The sequence below is a fragment of the Streptomyces sp. NPDC127117 genome, assembly GCF_042677325.1.
GTDB lineage: Bacteria > Actinomycetota > Actinomycetes > Streptomycetales > Streptomycetaceae > Streptomyces.
The window spans coordinates 15,602-34,834 of record NZ_JBHXTM010000063.1 but is presented as its reverse complement, the minus strand read 5'-3'; the positions used below and the strand labels follow the sequence as shown (position 1 = coordinate 34,834).

The window sequence follows — 19,233 nt, the reverse complement described above, 5'->3', positions numbered from 1 at the left end:
ACCGATGGGGTGTGGGGTGACCGGCCGGTCACCCCACACCCCTTCGCGCTGCTCCGTTCAGTCGCCGACCGCCAGGCCCTCGACGGCCACGGCCGCGGTCACGGTGCGCGCCGGCACCGGCTCGGGCACGCCCGTCTCGGCCGGCACCGGCTCGGGCACGGCCGTCTCGACCGGTGCCTGCCGCTCGGGAAGCAGCCCCAGCACCGCCTGCCGCTGCGCCTCGCCGGTCGCCTCGTCGTACGGATCGGGCGTGGCCGGGACCTGGAGCCGGAGCACCGGAGCGGTGCCGAGCCGCGCGTAGCCGCGGCCGGGGGGGACGTCGGGGGGCGGGGTGGTGTGCGGCTCGGTGCCGAGGACCGACTCCACCTGTTCCCGGGAGCAGTGGCCGAGCACCACCCGGGCCCGGCAGTGCGTGCGTACGGTCTCGCCGAGGGTGTCCAGCCCGTCGAACTGATCGGACAGGACGACGGTGACATTGGCCGCCCGGCCGTGCCGCAGCGGCACCTGGAGGAGCTCCTGCGGATCGGTTCCGCCGTCGGCGGCGGCCAGGTGGCCGAGGGCGCTGGGGCGGTCGAGCAGGATCCAGAGCGGGCGCTTGGTGTCCTCGGGCGCGGGGTGGCCGGACTGCCGTGCCCGGTTCGCGGCGATCAGCCGCCGCTCGGTCTCGTGGGCCGCCCACTCCAGGGTGGCCAGTGCGCCCGCCGGCCCGCACTCCACAGCCAGTACGCCGTCACGTCCGGCCAGGAACGCGTACTCGCCGGTTCCGCTGCCCTCGACGATCAGGATGTCGCCTTGCTGGAGAGCCTGGAGGGCGATGGACCGCAGCAGGGTGGTGGTGCCGCTGCCGGGCTGCCCGATCACCAGCAGATGGGGTTCGGTGGAGCGGGCGCCGGTCCGCCAGACGACCGGAGAGGCGTCGCGGGTGGCGTCGCCGTCGTGCACCGGGACCGTGCGCTGCACCGAGTCGCCGTCGGTGAAGCCCAGCACGGTCTCGCCGGGCGCGGTGACGAAGCGCTGGGCGCCGATCGAGGTGGGCAGGGCGCCGAGGACGCTCATGACGAGCTGGTTGCCCTCCTCGTCCCAGGCGAAGTGGTACTCGCGGCCGCGGCCGGACTTGGCGTGCAGCAGCCGCTCGATCCGGGCCCGGGAGGCTGCCTCGCTGTCGGTGAAATAGGCGGGATACGTCATCTGGAGGCGGGTCAGCCGCCCGTCGGCGTCGAATTCGTAGCCGCGGAAGGCCTTCTCCCAGTCGCCACCGTGGGAGAACAGCGGACCGGGGTCGTCGGCCACCGAGAAGTACGGCACGAGCGCCTCGTACAGGGACCGCAGCCGAGCGGTCTGCGCCTCGCCCGGGCCGGTCTTCACCGGGGTCCGCTCCCGCCCCGCCCAGGCGGCGGCGCCCATCACCGTGACCAGGGCGATCACGCCCCCGTACGGCATGAGTGCGAACGCGAGGACGCAGGCCGCGACGAGGAACAGCGTGGGGCCACGCTTGTCCTTGGGCGTCGCGGCCCACTTCTGCCGTCCGGTCGCGGCCAGCAGCCGCAGACCACGGGTGATCGTGATCAGCGGATGGAGGACGTCCGTGGCGTTGTCGGCGGCCGTGCGCGCGAACTCGCGACTGCGAGTGATCGAGGCGCTGCCGCTGCTCAGAATGCGGGGGAGTGGTCGCCGGGCCACGTCGGTCTCCTGAAGGGGTGGGAGCGGTCGCGGAGGGTCAGAACTTGATCCCGCCCAGGAGGCCGGCGAGACTCGCGCCGCCTGCGGTGATGCTCGGTGCGATGGCGGTGCCTGCCAGATAGAAGCCGAACAGGGCAGTGACGAGTGCGTGTGACGCCTTGAGGCCGTCCTTCCTGAAGAACAGGAAGACGATGATGCCGAGGATGACGACGCCTGACATGGACAGGATCATGAGTGGTTCTCCTGGTTGGGGGGACAGTCACCATGAGTCCTTCCAGGTTCACCGGAAGTATCTATGCGATAAAAGCTGCATTCGGGTGAAAAGTCATTATTTTCACTTGAATGGCCGCCCGGGTGATCCCGGTGGGGCGGAACAATCGATGTCACGTACTGTTCCGGCGCACCATTCGTGATCCTTTGCCACGGGTGGACCGGGTCATGTGCCCGGCCGAGCAGTACCCTGTCGATTCACTCGTACGGCCCCCACGGCGTACGCCCCGGCAGGTCGACAGCGGTGAAACCGGTTAATGGAAGGCGGTCCGTCCGATGAGCGAAACCCCCGATCCCGAGGTGGTCGAGCTGGCGACGAAGGTCTTCGGCCTCGCTCGCCGCGGCGAGACCGACGCGCTCGCCGCCTACGTCGACGCGGGTGTCCCCGCGAACCTCACCAACGACCGGGGCGATTCGCTGCTGATGCTCGCCGCCTACCACGGCCACGCCGCCGCCGTCACGGCCCTCGTCGGCCGGGGCGCCGACCCCGACCGGGCCAACGACCGAGGCCAGACGCCGCTCGCCGGGGCCGTTTTCAAGGGCGAGGACGCGGTCATCGAGGCACTGCTCTCCGCAGGGGCCGATCCGGCCGCCGGAACACCCTCCGCCATCGACACGGCCCGCATGTTCGGCAAGGCCGACCTGCTGGAACTCTTCGGCTCCCGCTGACCGGGTACGCCGTAAATGTGGTCGCGGTGGCGAAATGGCTGGGTCATCATGACGTCGCGGGCCCGGCTCCGGGCCACCGACGAGAGGCAGAGGAAGATGGTCTACACCAAGCAGAAGACGGCGGTCGGCCGATCATGTTGCTGCGCGGCGTAGTGCCCACCCGGCACTTGGAACTGCACAGTCCCGGTTGCGTCGACAGCTTGATGTGAGGCTTTTTCCATGTTTGATCCGTTCATAGCGCCGAGCGGCACCCTGCTCGGCCTGCTGCAGAGGGGCCGTGGCGACGGCACGCTCCACGCGCTCGCCGCACCACGCCCCGAGGCCCTGGCGGCTCTCAACCACTGCGTCCTGAGCGATCCGCGTCACGACTGGCAGGTGGAGAACCGCTCCCTCTACTACGCACGCCTCTATCTCGACCTCGACGGCGGCATCGAAGAGATCGAACGGCACCTGTGCGATCCCGACGACCACCTCGACACCGACGACTCGCGCACCGGGCTGGCCCTCGCCGTGCTCGGCCACCTCGCCTCGTACGGACGCGGCGACGCCCTGGCCCTGCTGCGGCGGTACGCCGCGACCGGCGCCAACTGGGCCTGGGCGCTCGACGAACTCGCCCTGCGCGACGACGACGCGGGACTCCGCTCCCTCGCCGTACCCGTGCTCGGCCGTTTCCCCGCCACCGAGGAGGGCGCCGCCGAACTGGCCGCCGCCGTGCGGGACGCCTACGAGCCCCGCCCCTGGCGGCTCTGGGCGGACGACCCGCGCGACGAGGTCGGCGCCAGGATCCGAGCCGCCTCGGAACAGGGCTCGTTCGACCGCTGGCAGCGCCAGATGCGCCCCGGCGGCCCACGCCCGGGCTGGAGCGTCCAGGCGGTCTTCGACTGGGCCCAGCAAGGGCTCGAACGCGGCAGCACCCTCCATGTGCCGGCCGCCCGCTGCCTCACCGCCGTCGCGGGCCCCGAGGACCGGCCCACGATCGTCGAGGCGGCCCGCAGCGGCCCGGAGGGTGCCCGCTGCGCCGCCCTGCACTACCTGGCCGAGGCCAAGGACCCGGCCGTGCTCGACCTGATCGAGGCCGGAGCGGTCAACGCCTCGCGCACCGTCGCCGACGCATCCGTCGCCGCCTTCGAGCGGATGTGCGGCGACGCGGCGGTGGACCGCGCCCGGAGCTGGGCCCGGCGGCCCGACGCGCTCGGCGCCTCCGCGGCCGGTGTGCTCGCCTGCCGGGGCGGCGCCCAGGACGCCCCACTGGTCCTCGGCGCGCTCCGCGAGGCCGTACGGGGCGACGGACCGGACGCACCACGGCTGTGGACCCTCGTCGACGGCGCGGGACGGCTGGGCATCGGCTGCGCCGCTCCCGTACTGCGGCACATCTACCGGGAGACGTCCTCGTCGCAACTGCGCGGCCGGGCGGCCCGCGCCCTGGCCGCCACCGACCCCTCCTTCGCCACCGGATTCGCCGTCGAATGCCTGTGGGACTGCGAGGAGACCACCCGCGAGGTCGCCGCACTCCACGCGGAGACCGGGGACATCAGGGTCGCCGAGCGACTCCGCCGACTCGCCGCCGACCCGGCCGAGGAGGCCGAGGTACAGACGGCGGTACGCAGCAGGATCGGGCCCGACATCCCGTCGGCCTGACCGAGCGGTACAGCGACGCGCGTCGGGGGCGCGCGGCGTGAACGGGCGGGCGGCGCCACGCGCCCCGGCTCAAACGCTCACGGGACGTTCCCCGGGCGGAAAGATCCAAGTCGGCCCGGTCACGCCCGGCGTGGCGACAACACGAACATGCGTGTCGTCATCGTCACCGAATCCTTCCCGCCCGATGTCAACGGCGTGGCCCACTGCACCCTGCAGACGGCCCGTCACCTCGTCGCCCGCGGCCACGAACCGCTCGTCATCGCCCCGGCCCCGGCCGGCACGACGACCACGTCCCGCCGCGACCCCTCCGACGCCCCCTGCCCCGTGGTGCGCGTCCCCTCCCTCCCGCTGCCCGGCTACCCCCAGGTCCGGGTCGCGCTCCCGAGCAGGCGGCTGGCCGCCGCACTCACCTCCCACCGCGCCGAACTCGTCCATCTCGCCGGACCGTTCGTGCTCGGCGCACGGGGCATGGCCGCCGCCGCCAGGCTCGGACTGCCGGCCGTGGCCGTCTACCAGACCGATCTGGCCGGCTACGCGCGCACCTACCTGGGCACCGGTGAGAACACCGCCTGGCGCCGGATGCGTGCCGTGCACAGCGCCGCCGACCGCACCCTCGCCCCCTCCACCGCCGCCCTGCGCGACCTGACCGAGCACGGCGTGCCCCGGGTGCGGCTCTGGCCACGAGGCGTCGACACCGCACGGTTCCGGCCCGCGCTGCGGGACGAGCCGCTGCGCCGCCGGCTCGCGCCCGGCGGCGAGACGATCGTCGGATACGTCGGGCGGCTCGCCCCGGAGAAGCACGTCGAACTCCTCGCCGGGGCCTGCGCGATGCCCGGCGTCCGGGTCGTGGTCGTCGGTGACGGCCCCAGCGAAGCCTCGCTGCGGACCGCCCTGCCCGGCGCGGTCCTCCTCGGCCGCCGCACCGGCGACGACCTCGCCCGGATCTTCGCCTCGCTGGACGTGTTCGTGCACACCGGACCGTACGAGACGTTCTGCCAGACGGTGCAGGAGGCCATGGCCTGCGCGCTGCCGGTGATCGCCCCGGCGGCGGGCGGACCGCTCGACCTCGTCGACCACGGGCGCACCGGGCTGCTCGTCCCGCCGCTCGACGCCCGCGCCGTGGCGGACGCGGTCGGCGCACTGGTGGCCGACCCCGCACGCGCCGCCGCGTACGGCGCCACCGGCCGGGCCGCGGTCGGGGGACGGACCTGGCAAGCGGTGGGCGATCAACTCCTGGACCACTACGACGAGGTGCTCCGCGACCGCACGGCGGTGGCGGCATGAACGGCCGCGGAGAGCGCATGGTCATCGTCAGGCTGGCGAACTTCATCACCCCGTCGTCCGGCGGACTGCGTACCGCCCTGCACGAACTCGGCCGCGGCTACCTCGCCGCCGGCCACGAACCCGTACTCGTCGTGCCCGGCAGCGGACCGGGCGACGAACGTACGGAACAGGGGCGGGTGATCACGCTGCCCGGCCCGGTCCTGCCGGGCAGCGGCGGCTACCGCGTACTGGCCGGCCGGAACCGGCTCCGCTCCCTCCTGGAGACGCTGCGACCCGACCGGCTGGAGGTCTCCGACCGGACCACGCTGCGCTGGACCGGCGAATGGGCGCGCCGCGCCAGGGTGCCCGCCGTGATGGTCTCCCACGAGACCGCCGACGGGGTGCTGCGCACCTGGGGCCTGCCGGCCGGCGCGGCCGGGCGCGCCGCCGACCGCCTCAACGCCCGCAGCGCCCACGCCTACACCCGGATCGTCTGCACCACGCAATGGGCGCAACGGGAGTTCCTGCGCATCGGCGCCCGCAATGTGGTGCGGGCACCGCTCGGCGTGGACCTGCGGCGCTGCCGCCCGCAACGCCGCAGCACGGTGCTGCGCGCAGAGCACCTGCACGGCCAGGACGTGCTGATCCTGCTGTGCTCGCGGCTCTCGGTCGAGAAACGCCCCGGCCGGGCCCTGGAGACCCTCACCGCGCTGCGGCGTCACGGCGTGCGGGCGGCGCTGGTCGTCGCGGGCGACGGACCGCTGCGTGCGGGGCTGGAGACCAGGGCACGGGCACAGCGGCTCCCGGTCGAATTCCTGGGCCATGTGCGGGACCGGGAGACCCTGGCCGATCTGCAGGCGGCGGCCGACATCTGCCTGGCGCCCGGCCCCGCCGAGACGTTCGGCCTGTCGGCCCTGGAGGCACTGGCCTGCGGCACCCCGGTGGTGGCGAGCGCGAGCTCCGCGCTCCCGGAGGTGATCGGCGGCGCCGGAATCGCCGCCGAGGACACCGGCGAGGCATTCGCCGCCGCCGTACGCGAGCTGCTCCGCCGCCCGGCGGACGAGCGCCGCGCCGCGGCCGGAGCACGCGCCGAACTCTTCGGCTGGGACCGCTCGGTGGCCGCCTTCCTGGCCGCCCACGAGGTGCCGGACCGGGGCGGGATCCGGGAGGCGCGGGCATGACGGAGAGGCCGGGGGAGAAGGGCACGACGGATGTGCCTGCGCCGGGCGGTGCCCGCGAGTCACGCCCGGCGGGACCACCGGACCCGTCCCCGGTGCGGTTCGCCGCGCTCGGGGACTCGTTCACCGAAGGCGTCGGCGACCCCGTCCCCGGTGGCCTGCGGGGCTGGGCGGCGCTGCTCGCGGAAGGGATCACGGACGGGCGGCGGGGCGTGGAGTTCCGCAACTTCGCCGTCAGCGGCGCGCAGTCCGGCGATGTCCGGGACCGGCAGGCGGTGGCCGCGGCCGCGTTCCGGCCGCACCTCGCCTCCGTCGTCGTCGGCGTCAACGACACCCTGCGCCGTACCTTCGACCTGCTGCTCCTCGCCCGGCGCCTGGACGAGGTCTGCGCGCTGCTGGCCGGGGGCGGAGCCGTGCTCCTGACCGTCTGTCTGCCCGACCCCGGCGCGGTGCTCGGGCTCCCCGCACCCCTGGGCAGACCCCTGGCCCGGCGACAGGCCGCGGTGAACGCCGTGGTCCACGCCCTGTCCGAACGCCACGACGCCGTCCATCTGCACATGGCGGACCGGGCCTGGGTCGAGGACCGCTCGCTGTGGAGCCCCGACCGGCTCCACCCGGCCGAACGCGGACACCGTACGGTCGCGGCAGGCTTCCACCGGCTGCTGGCCGCCCGGGGGCTGGCCCTCGGCGCCGCCCCCGGGCTCGACCCCCGGCAGCCGCTCCCGGGCCGCCTCGACTCCTGGCTCCGGCTGGTCACCGCGGGCACCGGCTGGCTGGCCCGCCGGAGCACCGATCTGCTGCCCCAACTGCTCTGCCTGGCCGGAGCGGAGCTGCGGCACGGGGCATGCGGCACCGGCGCCCGCCTCGACCGACGGGCCGAGGAGAGCCTGCGACGCGCACTGGCCGCCGTACAGCCGGCCGACGCCCGGACGGCGGGAGCACGGGCCGCGCCGTCCGGGTCGTTGTCAGCGCCGCGCGTCAGTATGGAGGGATGACGGGACGCTGGGAATTCTGGATCGACCGGGGCGGGACGTTCACCGATGTCGTGGGCAGGGATCCGGGCGGGCGCCTGGTCACCCGCAAGCTGCTCTCCCACGACCCGGACCGCTACCGCGACGCCGCCGTGGCCGGGATCCGGGCGCTGCTCGGTCTCGGCCCCACCGACCCGGTCCCCGCCGACCGGGTCGCCGCGGTGCGGATCGGTACGACGGTCGCCACCAACGCCCTGCTGGAACGGCGCGGCGAGCCGACCGTCCTGGTCATCACGGAAGGCTTCCGGGATGCCCTGCGCATCGCGTACCAGAACCGGCCCAGGCTCTTCGACCGCCACATCCTGCTGCCCGAGGCCGTCTACGAGCGGGTGATCGAGGTCCCCGAGCGGGTCGACGCCCGGGGCCGGGTCGTCACACCGCTGGACCGGGAAGCGGTCACCGAGCGGCTGCGGGCCGCCCACGCCGACGGACTGCGCAGCGCGGCCGTCGTCCTGATGCACGGCTACCGCCACCCCGGACACGAGAGCGCCGTGGCCGCCGCCGCCCGCGAGGCGGGCTTCACCCAGGTCAGCTGCTCGCACGAGGTGAGCCCGCTGATCAAGCTGGTGCCTCGCGGCGACACCACCGTCGTCGACGCCTATCTCTCACCGATCCTGCGCCGCTACGTCGACGAGGTCGCCGGTGAACTGGAAGGCATCCGGCTGATGTTCATGCAGTCCAACGGCGGACTGCGCGAGGCCTCCCACTTCCGGGGCAAGGACGCGGTGCTCTCCGGCCCCGCCGGAGGCGTGGTCGGCATGGCCCGCACCTCCGAACAGGCCGGATTCGACCGGGTCATCGGCTTCGATATGGGCGGCACGTCCACGGACGTCTCGCACTACGCGGGCGAGTTCGAGCGCGAACTCGGCACCCAGGTCGCCGGGGTGCGGATGCGCGCCCCGATGATGAGCATCCACACCGTCGCGGCCGGCGGCGGCTCCGTCCTGCACTTCGACGGCCGGCGCTACCGGGTCGGCCCCGACTCGGCGGGCGCGATCCCCGGCCCGGCCTGCTACCGCCGCGGCGGCCCACTGACCGTCACCGACGCCAATGTGATGCTCGGCCGGATCCAGCCCGCGCACTTCCCGGCCGTGTTCGGACCGGACGGAGACCTCCCGCTCGACGCGGACCTGGTCCACGAACGCTTCGAGGCACTGGCCGAGGACGTGGCGCGCGCCACCGGAACCCGGCGCACGGCCGCCGAGACCGCCGCCGGGTTCCTGGAGATCGCCGTGCTCAGCATGGCGAACGCGGTCAAGAAGATCTCCGTGCAGCGCGGGCACGACATCACCCGCTACGCCCTGACCGGCTTCGGCGGCGCCGGTGGCCAGCACGTCTGCGCCGTCGCCGACTCCCTGGGGATCGACACGGTCCTCGTACCGCCGCTGGCGGGCGTGCTGTCCGCGTACGGGATCGGCCTCGCCGACGCCACCGCGATGCGCGAGCAGTCGGTGGAGGCCGAACTCGACGAGGCGACCCGGACCGCGGTCGGCGAACTCTGCGACGAACTGGCCGCCCGGACCCGCGCCGAACTGCGCGCCGACGCCGTCCCCGACAGCGCGATCAGTACACACGCCCGGGTGCTGTTGCGCTACGCCGGTACGGATTCCAGCCTGCCCGTCGACCTGGACACCGCATCCGCCATGACCGAGGCGTTCACCGCCGAGCACCGCGCACGCTACGCGTTCACCATGGACAAACCCCTGGTCGTCGAGGCGGTCTCGGTCGAGGCGACCGGAACGGCGGGCCGGCATCGGCCACCCCGGGCCGAGAGCACAGCCCGCCCCGGCACCCGCCCCCGACCGTGCGATTCCGTGCGGATGTTCGCCGACGGCCGATGGCAGGACACCCCGCTCCACCGCCGCGAGGACCTCTGCCCCGCGGACACCGTGACCGGCCCCGCCGTGATCGCCGAGGCGGACGCCACCACCGTCGTCGACCCCGGCTGGCAGGCCCTTCTCGACGGCACCGGGCATCTGGTGCTCACCAGGGTCCGCCCGCGCCCGGACCGTACCGCCGTCGGCACCCGCGTCGACCCCGTCATGCTGGAGGTCTTCAACAACCTCTTCATGTCGATCGCCGAGCAGATGGGCGTGCGCCTGGAGAACACGGCCCACTCCGTCAACATCAAGGAGCGGCTCGACTTCTCCTGCGCGCTCTTCGACGCGGACGGCAACCTGATCGCCAACGCCCCGCACATCCCCGTCCACCTCGGCTCGATGGGGGAGTCCATCAAGGAGGTGCTGCGGCGCAACGGCGACACCATGCGGCCCGGCGACGTGTACGCCATCAACGATCCGTACCACGGGGGAACCCACCTGCCCGACGTGACCGTGGTGACACCGGTGTTCGACGGGACCGGCGGCGAACGGCCGCGACTGCGCTTCCTCGTGGCCTCGCGCGGACACCACGCCGAGATCGGCGGCATCACCCCCGGCTCCATGCCGGCGTTCAGCCGCACCATCCACGAGGAAGGGGTGCTGTTCGACAACTGGCTGCTGGTACGCGACGGCAGGTTCCGCGAGGGCGAGACGCGCGAACTGCTCACCACGGCCACGTACCCCTCCCGCGACCCCGAGGCCAACCTCGCCGACCTGCGTGCCCAGATCGCCGCGAACGAGAAGGGCATCGCCGAACTCCGGCGGATGACCGAACAGTTCGGGCCCGACGCCGTCGACGCGTACATGCGGCACGTGCAGGACAACGCCGAGGAGTCCGTCCGCCGGATCATCGCCTCGCTGCACGACGGCTCCTACCGCTACGAGACCGACAACGGCGCGGTCATCGAGGTCGCCCTCACCGTGGACCGGGCCGCCCGCAGCGCGGTCGTCGACTTCACCGGCACCTCACCCCAGCAGCCGGGCAACTTCAACGCGCCGAAGTCCGTGGTCATGGCGGCCGTGCTGTACGTCTTCCGGACCCTGGTCGACGACGAGATCCCCCTCAACAGCGGCTGCCTGAAACCCGTGGAGGTCCGGATTCCCGAGGGCTCCATGCTGGCGCCCGTCCACCCGGCGGCCACCGTCGCGGGAAACGTGGAGACGTCCCAGGCCGTCACCGGCGCCCTGTACGCGGCCCTCGGCATCCAGGCCGAGGGCTCGGGCACCATGAACAACCTCACCTTCGGCAACGAGCGGGTCCAGTACTACGAGACCGTGGCGAGCGGCTCCGGCGCGGGCGACGGCTTCGACGGCGCCGACGCCGTACAGACCCACATGACCAACTCCCGCCTCACCGACCCCGAAGTCCTCGAATGGCGCTACCCCGTCCTGCTGGAGAGCTTCCGGGTACGCGACGGCAGCGGCGGCGACGGCCACTGGCACGGCGGCCGCGGCGTGGAGCGACGCATCCGCTTCCTGGAACCCGTCACCGTCGCGCTGCTCTCGGGGCACCGCCGGGTCCGGCCGTACGGAATGGCGGGCGGCGAGCCCGGCGCACCGGGCGACCAGCACATCGAGCACCCGGACGGCCGGGCGCCCACCCCGCTGCGCGGCTGCGACACGGCCGAGCTGGACCCCGGGGACGTACTGGTGCTCCGCACACCGGGCGGCGGGGGCTACGGAACCCCGGATCCGGACCACGACGACCCCGCGGATCGCACCGGCTGACCGTACGGATCGGACCGGCCGTACGGATCGGACCGGCCGTACGGATCGGACCGGCCGGTCGTACGGATCGGACCGGCCGGTCGTACGGATCGGATCGGACCGGCCGTACGGATCGCACCCGCCGACCCCACGGATCGCACCCGCCGGACGTACGGAACGCACCGATCGACAGCGGGCCCCGCCCGATCCGAAGGGCGGGCCCCCGGGGTCGCTTCTGCGCCGTTTCGACCGTTGTCAGTCCGAGGACCTAATCTGTGCAGCGTGACTTCGCCTGCCTACACGGACAACGCTGCGCCCCAGCTCAGCGCGGGACCGCGGCCCGCCCCGGGCCCGGCCGCCGACGAGGGGCTCTCGCGGCGGCTGCGCGCGCTCGCCTGCACGGCGCCGCTGCACGACCTCGATGTGCGCAAGGCGAATCTGGCCGGTGAGTACACGGTCTACGCGATGGCCGAGGTCGCGCTCGCCGCGATCGACCTCGTCACCCTCAACATGGACTTCGACACGGGTGCCGACCACGACCAGATAGTGACCAGGCTGCTGCCCCGGGTCGCCGCCCAGGCCCCGCGCCGTCCCGTGGCCGAGCACGAGCGGGTCGCCCGCTGGGTGCTGGAGAACCTGATCAACGTCGGCAGCGTGGACCGCGGATTCCGCGCCGTGTACGGCACCTTCGGCCCCGACGGGGTGTACGTCCGCCGCGACTACGACTTCAAGCTGATCGAAGAAGTCCCGGGATACGGCGGCACCGTCTATCTCCGGGCCACCGACGAAGCGGTCAACGTCCTGGTCGGCGCCCTCGACACGGACGTCACCAGCGCCCAGATCGCCGCCGAGGTCAAGCTGGAGGTCCTCATCAGCCGGGGCCGCCTCGCGGACGCCCAGCTCGCCGCCGAACAGGCCCGCTACCGCACCGTCCAGTACGCGGAGACCCTCCGCAAGACCCTGGAGGCCACCCGGCGCAACGTCCGCGCCGTCGACTGGCTCAACGCGGTGCCCGACATGATCGCCGAGGCCCTGGACCACGTCGCCGACCGCTACCGCCACGAGAACGCGATCCTCACCAACATCCGCAAGGCCCGCGACGAGGCGGAGGAGCCCGAGCACAAGCGCCGCGCCGCCGAGCTCGTCGACATCGTCAAGGACTGCATCCGCCGCCACACCCAGCTCCAGTCCCGCCTGCTGGAGGCCGGGCCGCTGTTCCGCGCCGAGCAGGACCGGCAGGCGTTCGCCACCCCCACGGCCCGCACCGGCCTCGACCTGTACGGCCAGCTGGTCGCCCCGCTGCTGCCGCTCCCCGTCGAGCAGGCGATCCGCGTCACCGACGCCTTCTTCGCCCACGGCACCGGACTGCGCACCCCCACGTCGGTACGGGTGGGCGACCTGGTCGACATGCTGCTCACCCCGCCCATGGAGCGGGAACACCTGGGCGCCGAAATGCCGGAGCCCGATCTGATCGCCACCCCCGACGACAGCAGGTTCAGCGAGGAACAACTCGCGAGCGCCATGGAGCTCCTGGACCTGGAGCACGACGCCCCGCGCCGGCTCTCGGGGCTGCTCGCCGAGGCCCGGCGCGGCGGCGATCCCGATCTGGCCTATCTCGTAGCCCTGCTCGCGGTGCACGCCGCGAGCCCGCCCGTCGGCACCGCCTACCGCCAGGGCGAGCAGCGGCTGCTGTTCTCCGTCGACGACGGCACACAGCTCGACGACCCGGAGTTCGGCGGCGCGGACCTGATCGTCGGCACGGCCCTGCTGGACGCGGCCGGAATGGCCGCGGACCGCACGGAGGCGTCATGACCGGCACGGCCCGTACCCCACGGCTGACACCGACCGGCCCGGCCCCCGCCGGCACACCTGCCACGGACCCGGACCGGACCGCGCCGCCCGGGACGGCCCCCGCGAGAGCCGCCGCCCACCCCGTACCGAAGAGTTTCCGCAGCAAGGAGCGACCGTCGTGAGCGACCACCGCGCACAGTACGCCGACGCGTGGAGCGAGCCGACCGCCGCGTACCCGACCGAGGGCACCGGACCCGCCGACCCGGCGGCTCCCGCGGCCACGCCATCCGTCACCCCGGCCGACGCGGCCGATGCCGCCCGGCTCGTCGCCTTCGGCCTCCAGCCCAAGCTGCTGCCCGCCCGCGACGCCGAATACGCCGAACTCCTCCGCCGCTACCGGGAGGAGCCCGCCTTCGCCCGGCTCGCCGACGCCGTGGCGACCGGACTCGGCCTGGTCGTCCTGGAGGTGTCCACCCGGGCCGGCATGGCCGTCACCGCCGGTGAGGACTCGGTCTTCGCCGTACGCATGGGCGACTACGCCCGCCGCGCCTCCTCCGACTCCGCCGACCGCTTCCTGCACGGGCTCGCGCACCTCGCGGTCGCCTCGATGGCCTTCCCCCGCCCCGAGGACCTCGCCGACGACGCCTACATCGGCCGGATCACGGTCAACGGTGTCGACTCGTTCGTACGCCAGGCATGTCACCGCCTGGAGGAACGCGCCGAGGAGCACGGGGACAACACCGACCCGGCCACCGACGCCCCCGGCCTCGAAGCGGCCTGGCGGATCTACGCCCGGCGCAGCTCCACCGGCGCCACGAAGGACGCCCGCCGTCTGGCCGGCTCCACCACCGGCATCGTCGGCAAGGCCGTCGCCTTCCTCACCGACTCCGGCTTCCTCCAGCGCACCGGGGACGACGCCGGCGGAGCCTTCCGCACCACCGCCCGCTATCAGCTCCAGGTCCGCGACATGGCCGGCAGCGCCGCCATGGCCGAACTGCTGGAACTCGGCGTCGTACCGGTCACCGACGGCACGGCGACGCTGCTGCCACCGCCCGACGCCGACGACCTGGAGCTGGCCGCCGACGCCGGTCTGCCCTTCCACGCCTGACCGGCCCGCCCCACCACCGCCGTCTCCCCCCGCTGCCTGAACGACGAGAGTCCGCCGCCATGTACGAGCTGTCCCGGGTCCGCCTCTACTCCATCGGGCCTGCCGGCGCACGCTACGCCGACACCGTGCTTGACCTGCGCGGAGTGGGCGAGCCCGTGCCCAACCCCGCGCCGGCCCAGGCGGAGTTCTTCGAGGAGGAGCCGGTCGGCCCGCCGCGCCGCCCCGCCCCCGCCGGCGTGCTCTTCCTGGAGAACGGCGGCGGCAAGTCGGTGCTGCTGAAGCTGATCTTCTCGGTGATGCTGCCCGGCCACCGCAACACCCTCGGCGGCGCCAGCTCCGGTGTGCTGCGCAAATTCCTGCTCGCCGACGACTGCGGGCATGTCGCCCTGGAATGGCAGCACACCCTCACGGGCGAGTGCGTGGTCGTCGGCAAGGTCAGCGAATGGCGCGGCCGTCAGGTCTCCAACGACCCCCGGAAGTTCGCCGAGGCCTGGTACTCCTTCCGGCCCGGTCCCGGCCTCAGCCTGGACTCCCTGCCGGTCGCGGAGGCCACCTCCGTACGCCGCCCCGCCGAAGGCGTCTCCGGAGCACAGGGCAGACGGCGCACCATGAAGGGCTTCCGTGACGCCCTGACCGAGGCGGGCAAGTTCTACCAGCACCTCGATGTGCACTGGGAAGAGATCCACGACCGCTGGAACGAACACCTCGGAGACCTCGGGCTCGACCCCGAACTCTTCCGCTACCAGCGCGAGATGAACGCCGACGAGGGCGAGGCGGCGGGTCTCTTCGCGGTCAAGAAGGACTCCGACTTCACCGACCTGCTGCTCCGCGCCGTCACCGACACCCGCGACACCGACGGCCTCGCCGACCTGGTGAGCGGCTTCGGCAACAAGCTGGGCCGCCGCGCCGAGCTGACCGCCGAGCGCGACTTCACGGCCGGCTCGGTCGATCTGCTCGGCCGGATCGTGGAGGCCGCCGGCACCCGTTCCCGTGCCCGGGACATCCACGCGGGCGCCGAGCGCCGCACCCGTACGCTCGCCCGCAGGCTCTCCGCCCGCGCCCGGGAGGAACGCGGCCGGACCGCCGAGCTGGCCCAGCAGGTGACGGGCGCCGCGCACACCGTCACCACCGCCGAACAGGCCTGCGGCCGCAGCGCGTTGATCGCCGCCGAACTGGCCTACCGGCACGCCTCCCTGGCCCTGACCGCGGCGGAGAAGGGCGCCGCCGCCCAGCGCCGCGAACTGGTCGACGCCCGCACCCTGCACTCCGCCTGGCAGGCCGCCGAGGCCGTACTGCGCCACCGCGCCGCCGCCGACCGCTCCGCACGGGTGGCCGTCGCCATCCGCGAGGCGGAGCGGGACGCCGCGCCCGCGCTCGCCGCCCGGGCCAAGGCCGCCGCCGACCTCGTGCAGGCACTGCACACCGCCGCCGAGGCCGGCGAAACCGTGGCCAACGAGGAGGAGGAGCGCTCCGACACCCTCCAGACCGCGGGTGAGACCGCCCACCGGGACGCCACCACCGCCGCCACCGAAGCCCAGCGCGCCCGCAGCGAGGCCGGACACCTGCGCCAGCGCCTCGCCGAGGTCGAGCAGGAGACGGCGGAAGCGGTACGGGCCGGCTGGCTCGACGACACCGCGCCGGACGCCGACCCGGCCCGCGCCGCCCTCGCCGCCAGCGACGCCGAGCAGTCCGCCGTCGCCGCGTGGGACACCGCCAGGGAGGCCGCCCGCTCGGCGGCCGACGTGGCCAGGGAAGCCGCGGCCGCCGAGAGCCGCGCCGAGCTCGCGGCAGCGCGCGCCGCCGACGCCGCACAGGCCGCGGAACAGTCGTACGAGGCCGAGTTCAGGGCCGCCGAGTCGATCGCCGCAGACCACCGGCTGGCCGACCTGCTGGGCCTGCCCACCGCCCCCGGCACCGGTGTGCCCCGCCCCCGCCGCGGCGCGGCCGGAATGGACCAGGACGGCGCGGACGACACCGGGACCGACACCGACAGCGGCCCGGCCACCCCCGGCCGACGGGGCGACGCCGCAGAAGCCGGTGGCCGGCCGGGCGAGGCCGGCCGGACCGTCCAGGCGGCCCACGGCACGCACACCGTCACGGCCGAACAGGCCCCCACCCCCGAACAGCCGCTCACCGCCCAGGAACTCGACCGCAGCGCCGACGAACTGCGCGAGCTGCTCGACCAGTCCATCGCCGCCGCCGAGCGCCGCCTCTTCGAACTGCGCACCGCGGCCGCCGACGACTCCCGCATCCTCGGCGCACTCGGCGACGGCGGACTGCTGCCGCCCGGCCCCGACGTCCTCGCCACCGTCGAGTATCTCGGCGAGCACGGCATCCCCGCGCTGCCCGGCTGGCGCTACCTCGCCCAAGCCGTCGACCCCGCCGACCACGCGGCCGTCCTCGCCGCCCGCCCCGAGCTCGTCGACGGCGTGGTCATCACCGACCCCGACTCGCACGCCCGTGCCCGCGAGGTCCTCAGCGGCGCCGCCCTGCTGCCGCGCTCCACGGTCGCCGTCGGCACCGCCGCCGCGCTCCTCGCCCCCGTCCCCGCCGCCGGTACCGGTTCGGCGGCGAGCACGGAAGGCGTGTTCCTCGTCCCGCCGAACCCGGCGATGCACGACGAACACGCGGCCGACGAGGAGCGCCAGGCGCTCAGGAGCCGGACCGCCGCCCGCGACGAGGACATCCGTACCCTCGCGGCCCGCCTTACCGCCGACCGTTCGCTCGCCGCCCGCATCGGCTCCTGGCGGGCCGACTGCCCGCCCGGCATGCTCGCCGAGCTCGCCGAGGCCGCCCGTACCGCCCGCACGGTGGCGGAGACCGCCGAGGCCGAGCTCGTTGAGGCCCGTACGGTGCGCGCCGAGGCGGACGAGGCCGCCGCGGACACCGCCCGCGTCCGTGAGGAGCGCCAGGAAACCGCCCAGCGCACCCGCCGCGCCGCCGACGCCCTCGCGGGTCTCGCGTACCGGCTCCGCGAACGCGCGGGCTGGCAGGTCAAGCTCCGCGAACTCGTCGACGAGGCGGCCGAGTCCGAAGCCCGTGCCACCGTGTACCTGGAGCGGGCCCGCGCCGCCGACGAGGACCGCAGGGCCGCCCAGCGCGCCGCCGACGACGCCCGCCGCACCGCCCGCGCCCTGCGTGCCGAACGGGCGGAGATCGCCGGCGCGCCCGAACACCTCCCGGAGCCCGGGGACGACAACCCGCGCCCCGCACTTCCCGCGCTGCGCGAGGCGTACCGGGCTGCGTCCCAGCTGTACGAGAAGGTCGGCGTCGGTGCCGACCTGCGCGCCGAACAGGCCCGCGCGGAGAGCGACGAGAGCGCCGCCCTCGCCGAACTGGACCGGCTCACCAACAAGGTCCGCACCCGCGCCGCCCAGCTCCTGGAAGGCACCGACGGGGCGGACGGTCCCTCCCGGCAGGCGGCCGCCGCCCGCGCCGAGTCCCTGGTCCAGCTCCTGGAGACCAGGGCCTCCACCGCCAGCGAACAGCTGGGCCGGCTCCGCGGCGAGGCCGAGCGCCTGGCCCCGGCCGACGGCGAGCCCCACCACACCGAACTCCCCGAGGAACTGGTCCCCGCCGACGCCGACCGGGCCCAGACCCTCCTGCGTACCGCCGCGGCCGAACTCGCCGCCGCCACCGCCACCCTGGAAACCGCCCGCGCCGCCCACGCCGAGCTGCTGCACGCCCACCGCACCGCCGAGGACTCGGCAGGCGGCTTCGACGAGACGGCGGCACTCCTGCGCGACCTGCTCCGGGACCACGGCGCGGACGACGACACCGAGGCCCCCGAGCCGTACCCGGGCAGCCTCGACGAGGCCCGGCAGTCCGCCGCCGAGGCCCGCCGCTCACTGCGCGGCTGCGCCACCGACCTGTCCGCCGCCGAGAGCGCCGTACGCGAAGCGAGCGACGTCCTCGTCCGGCACGCCAACTCGACGCGCTACGAGCAGGTCCGAACCCCCGCCCGTCAGCAGATCCGCGAGCTGCCGGCCGCCGCGCTGCCCGAACACGCCGAGAAGTGGGCCGCGGCCTTCGCGCCCCGGCTGAGGGTGCTCACCGACGAGCTGGCCCAGCTGGAGCGCAACCGCGACTCCATCGTCGACCGGCTCCGCGGCCTCGTGGAGTCCGCGCTCACCACCCTGCGCTCCGCCCAGCGGCTCTCCCAGCTCCCGGAGGGACTGGGGGAGTGGTCGGGCCAGGAATTCCTCCGCATCCGCTTCGAGGAACCCGACCAGGCGACGCTCACCGAACGGCTCGGCGAGGTCGTCGACGAGGCGACCCGCGCCGCGCTGAAGAAGAACTCCGACCTGCGCAGGGACGGCATGTCCCTGCTGCTGCGCGGTGTCCAGGCGGCACTGGAGCCCAAGGGCATCGCCGTGGAGATCCTCAAGCCGGACGCGGTGCTGCGCGCCGAGCGCGTCCCGGTCGGACAGATGGGCGACGTCTTCTCCGGCGGCCAGCTGCTCACCGCCGCCATCGCGCTGTACTGCACGATGGCCGCGCTGCGCAGCAACGACCGGGGCCGTGACCGGCACCAGCACCGGCACGCGGGCACGCTCTTCCTGGACAACCCCATCGGACGCGCCAACGCCACCTATCTGCTGGAACTCCAGCGCGCGGTGTCGGACGCCCTGGGCGTACAGCTCCTCTACACGACCGGACTGTTCGACACCACGGCGCTCGCCGAATTCCCGCTGGTCATCCGACTGCGCAACGACGCGGATCTGCGCGCCGGGCTGAAGTACATCAGCGTGGAGGAGCACCTGCGCCCCGGACTGCCGCAGCAGGACCCGAACGGCGAGACGGTGCACGGCGAGATCACCGCCACCCGCATGTTCAAGCGCGCCGCCGCCTCCCCCGACCCCGCACCGGCGCCCGCCGACGAGTAGGCGCGGGAACGCGCGGGAACCTCCGAGCCCTCGCCGCGGGTACGGGAACGGACGAGATGGGGAGACCGGGCCGGGCCGGGCCGACAGGACGAGCGCGCCTGCGGCCCGACAGAGCGGCTCAGGCCCGACAGA

11 protein-coding genes are annotated in these 19,233 nt (G+C 74.1%); 9 read left to right on the top strand and 2 right to left on the bottom strand.

Annotation, left to right across the window (positions count from 1 at the left end):
- Positions 1-57: 57 nt before the first annotated feature.
- Complete coding sequence (locus ACFVH0_RS34955; RefSeq protein WP_385826901.1) at positions 58-1,680, bottom strand: hypothetical protein; 1,623 nt, start codon at positions 1,678-1,680, stop codon at positions 58-60.
- A gap of 37 nt (positions 1,681-1,717) precedes the next feature.
- Positions 1,718-1,912 carry a hypothetical protein gene (locus tag ACFVH0_RS34950; RefSeq protein WP_018103962.1) on the bottom strand — a complete coding sequence of 65 codons (195 nt, stop codon included), beginning with the start codon at positions 1,910-1,912 and terminating at the stop codon, positions 1,718-1,720.
- A gap of 314 nt (positions 1,913-2,226) precedes the next feature.
- On the opposite strand from ACFVH0_RS34950, the gene ACFVH0_RS34945 reads away from it, so the two are divergent.
- The 9 genes from ACFVH0_RS34945 to ACFVH0_RS34905 all read left to right on the top strand — a co-directional run bounded on the left by ACFVH0_RS34945 (position 2,227) and on the right by ACFVH0_RS34905 (position 19,101).
- Positions 2,227-2,619 (top strand): ankyrin repeat domain-containing protein, encoded by a 393-nt coding sequence (locus ACFVH0_RS34945; protein ID WP_385826899.1) that lies wholly within the window; start codon positions 2,227-2,229, stop codon positions 2,617-2,619.
- A gap of 219 nt (positions 2,620-2,838) precedes the next feature.
- Positions 2,839-4,257 (top strand): HEAT repeat domain-containing protein, encoded by a 1,419-nt coding sequence (locus tag ACFVH0_RS34940; RefSeq protein ID WP_385826897.1) that lies wholly within the window; start codon positions 2,839-2,841, stop codon positions 4,255-4,257.
- 147 nt (positions 4,258-4,404) lie between these two features.
- A complete protein-coding gene (locus ACFVH0_RS34935) occupies positions 4,405-5,541 on the top strand; it encodes a glycosyltransferase family 4 protein (RefSeq protein ID WP_385826895.1) in 1,137 nt (378 codons plus the stop codon).
- Positions 5,538-6,701, top strand: coding sequence for a glycosyltransferase (locus tag ACFVH0_RS34930; protein WP_385826893.1), 1,164 nt, complete (start codon positions 5,538-5,540; stop codon positions 6,699-6,701). The genes ACFVH0_RS34935 and ACFVH0_RS34930 overlap by 4 nt, the downstream gene beginning before the upstream one ends.
- Positions 6,698-7,693 carry an SGNH/GDSL hydrolase family protein gene (locus tag ACFVH0_RS34925; RefSeq protein WP_385826891.1) on the top strand — a complete coding sequence of 332 codons (996 nt, stop codon included), beginning with the start codon at positions 6,698-6,700 and terminating at the stop codon, positions 7,691-7,693. Before ACFVH0_RS34930 ends, ACFVH0_RS34925 begins: the two co-directional genes overlap by 4 nt.
- Positions 7,690-11,337: a hydantoinase B/oxoprolinase family protein gene (locus tag ACFVH0_RS34920; protein WP_385826889.1), complete on the top strand. Its 3,648-nt coding sequence runs from the start codon at positions 7,690-7,692 to the stop codon at positions 11,335-11,337. The genes ACFVH0_RS34925 and ACFVH0_RS34920 overlap by 4 nt, the downstream gene beginning before the upstream one ends.
- A 261-nt stretch (positions 11,338-11,598) precedes the next feature.
- A complete protein-coding gene (locus ACFVH0_RS34915; RefSeq protein WP_385826887.1) occupies positions 11,599-13,128 on the top strand; it encodes a hypothetical protein in 1,530 nt (509 codons plus the stop codon).
- A 157-nt stretch (positions 13,129-13,285) separates the two neighbouring features.
- The gene (locus ACFVH0_RS34910; protein ID WP_385826886.1) at positions 13,286-14,215 is read left to right on the top strand and encodes a hypothetical protein; all 930 of its coding nucleotides are present in this window, start codon (positions 13,286-13,288) and stop codon (positions 14,213-14,215) included.
- A gap of 59 nt (positions 14,216-14,274) precedes the next feature.
- Positions 14,275-19,101, top strand: coding sequence for a hypothetical protein (locus ACFVH0_RS34905; protein WP_385826884.1), 4,827 nt, complete (start codon positions 14,275-14,277; stop codon positions 19,099-19,101).
- Positions 19,102-19,233 lie beyond the last annotated feature (132 nt).

Bases quoted from the DNA above. Each gene is read 5' to 3' on its own strand.
- ACFVH0_RS34935 (WP_385826895.1), top strand. From the start codon at position 4,405: ATGCGTGTCGTCATCGTCACCGAATCCTTCCCGCCCGATGTCAACGGC.
- ACFVH0_RS34950 (WP_018103962.1), bottom strand. From the start codon at position 1,912: ATGATCCTGTCCATGTCAGGCGTCGTCATCCTCGGCATCATCGTCTTC.
- ACFVH0_RS34925 (WP_385826891.1), top strand. From the start codon at position 6,698: ATGACGGAGAGGCCGGGGGAGAAGGGCACGACGGATGTGCCTGCGCCG.
- ACFVH0_RS34905 (WP_385826884.1), top strand. From the start codon at position 14,275: ATGTACGAGCTGTCCCGGGTCCGCCTCTACTCCATCGGGCCTGCCGGC.
- ACFVH0_RS34920 (WP_385826889.1), top strand. From the start codon at position 7,690: ATGACGGGACGCTGGGAATTCTGGATCGACCGGGGCGGGACGTTCACC.
- ACFVH0_RS34930 (WP_385826893.1), top strand. From the start codon at position 5,538: ATGAACGGCCGCGGAGAGCGCATGGTCATCGTCAGGCTGGCGAACTTC.
- ACFVH0_RS34940 (WP_385826897.1), top strand. From the start codon at position 2,839: ATGTTTGATCCGTTCATAGCGCCGAGCGGCACCCTGCTCGGCCTGCTG.
- ACFVH0_RS34945 (WP_385826899.1), top strand. From the start codon at position 2,227: ATGAGCGAAACCCCCGATCCCGAGGTGGTCGAGCTGGCGACGAAGGTC.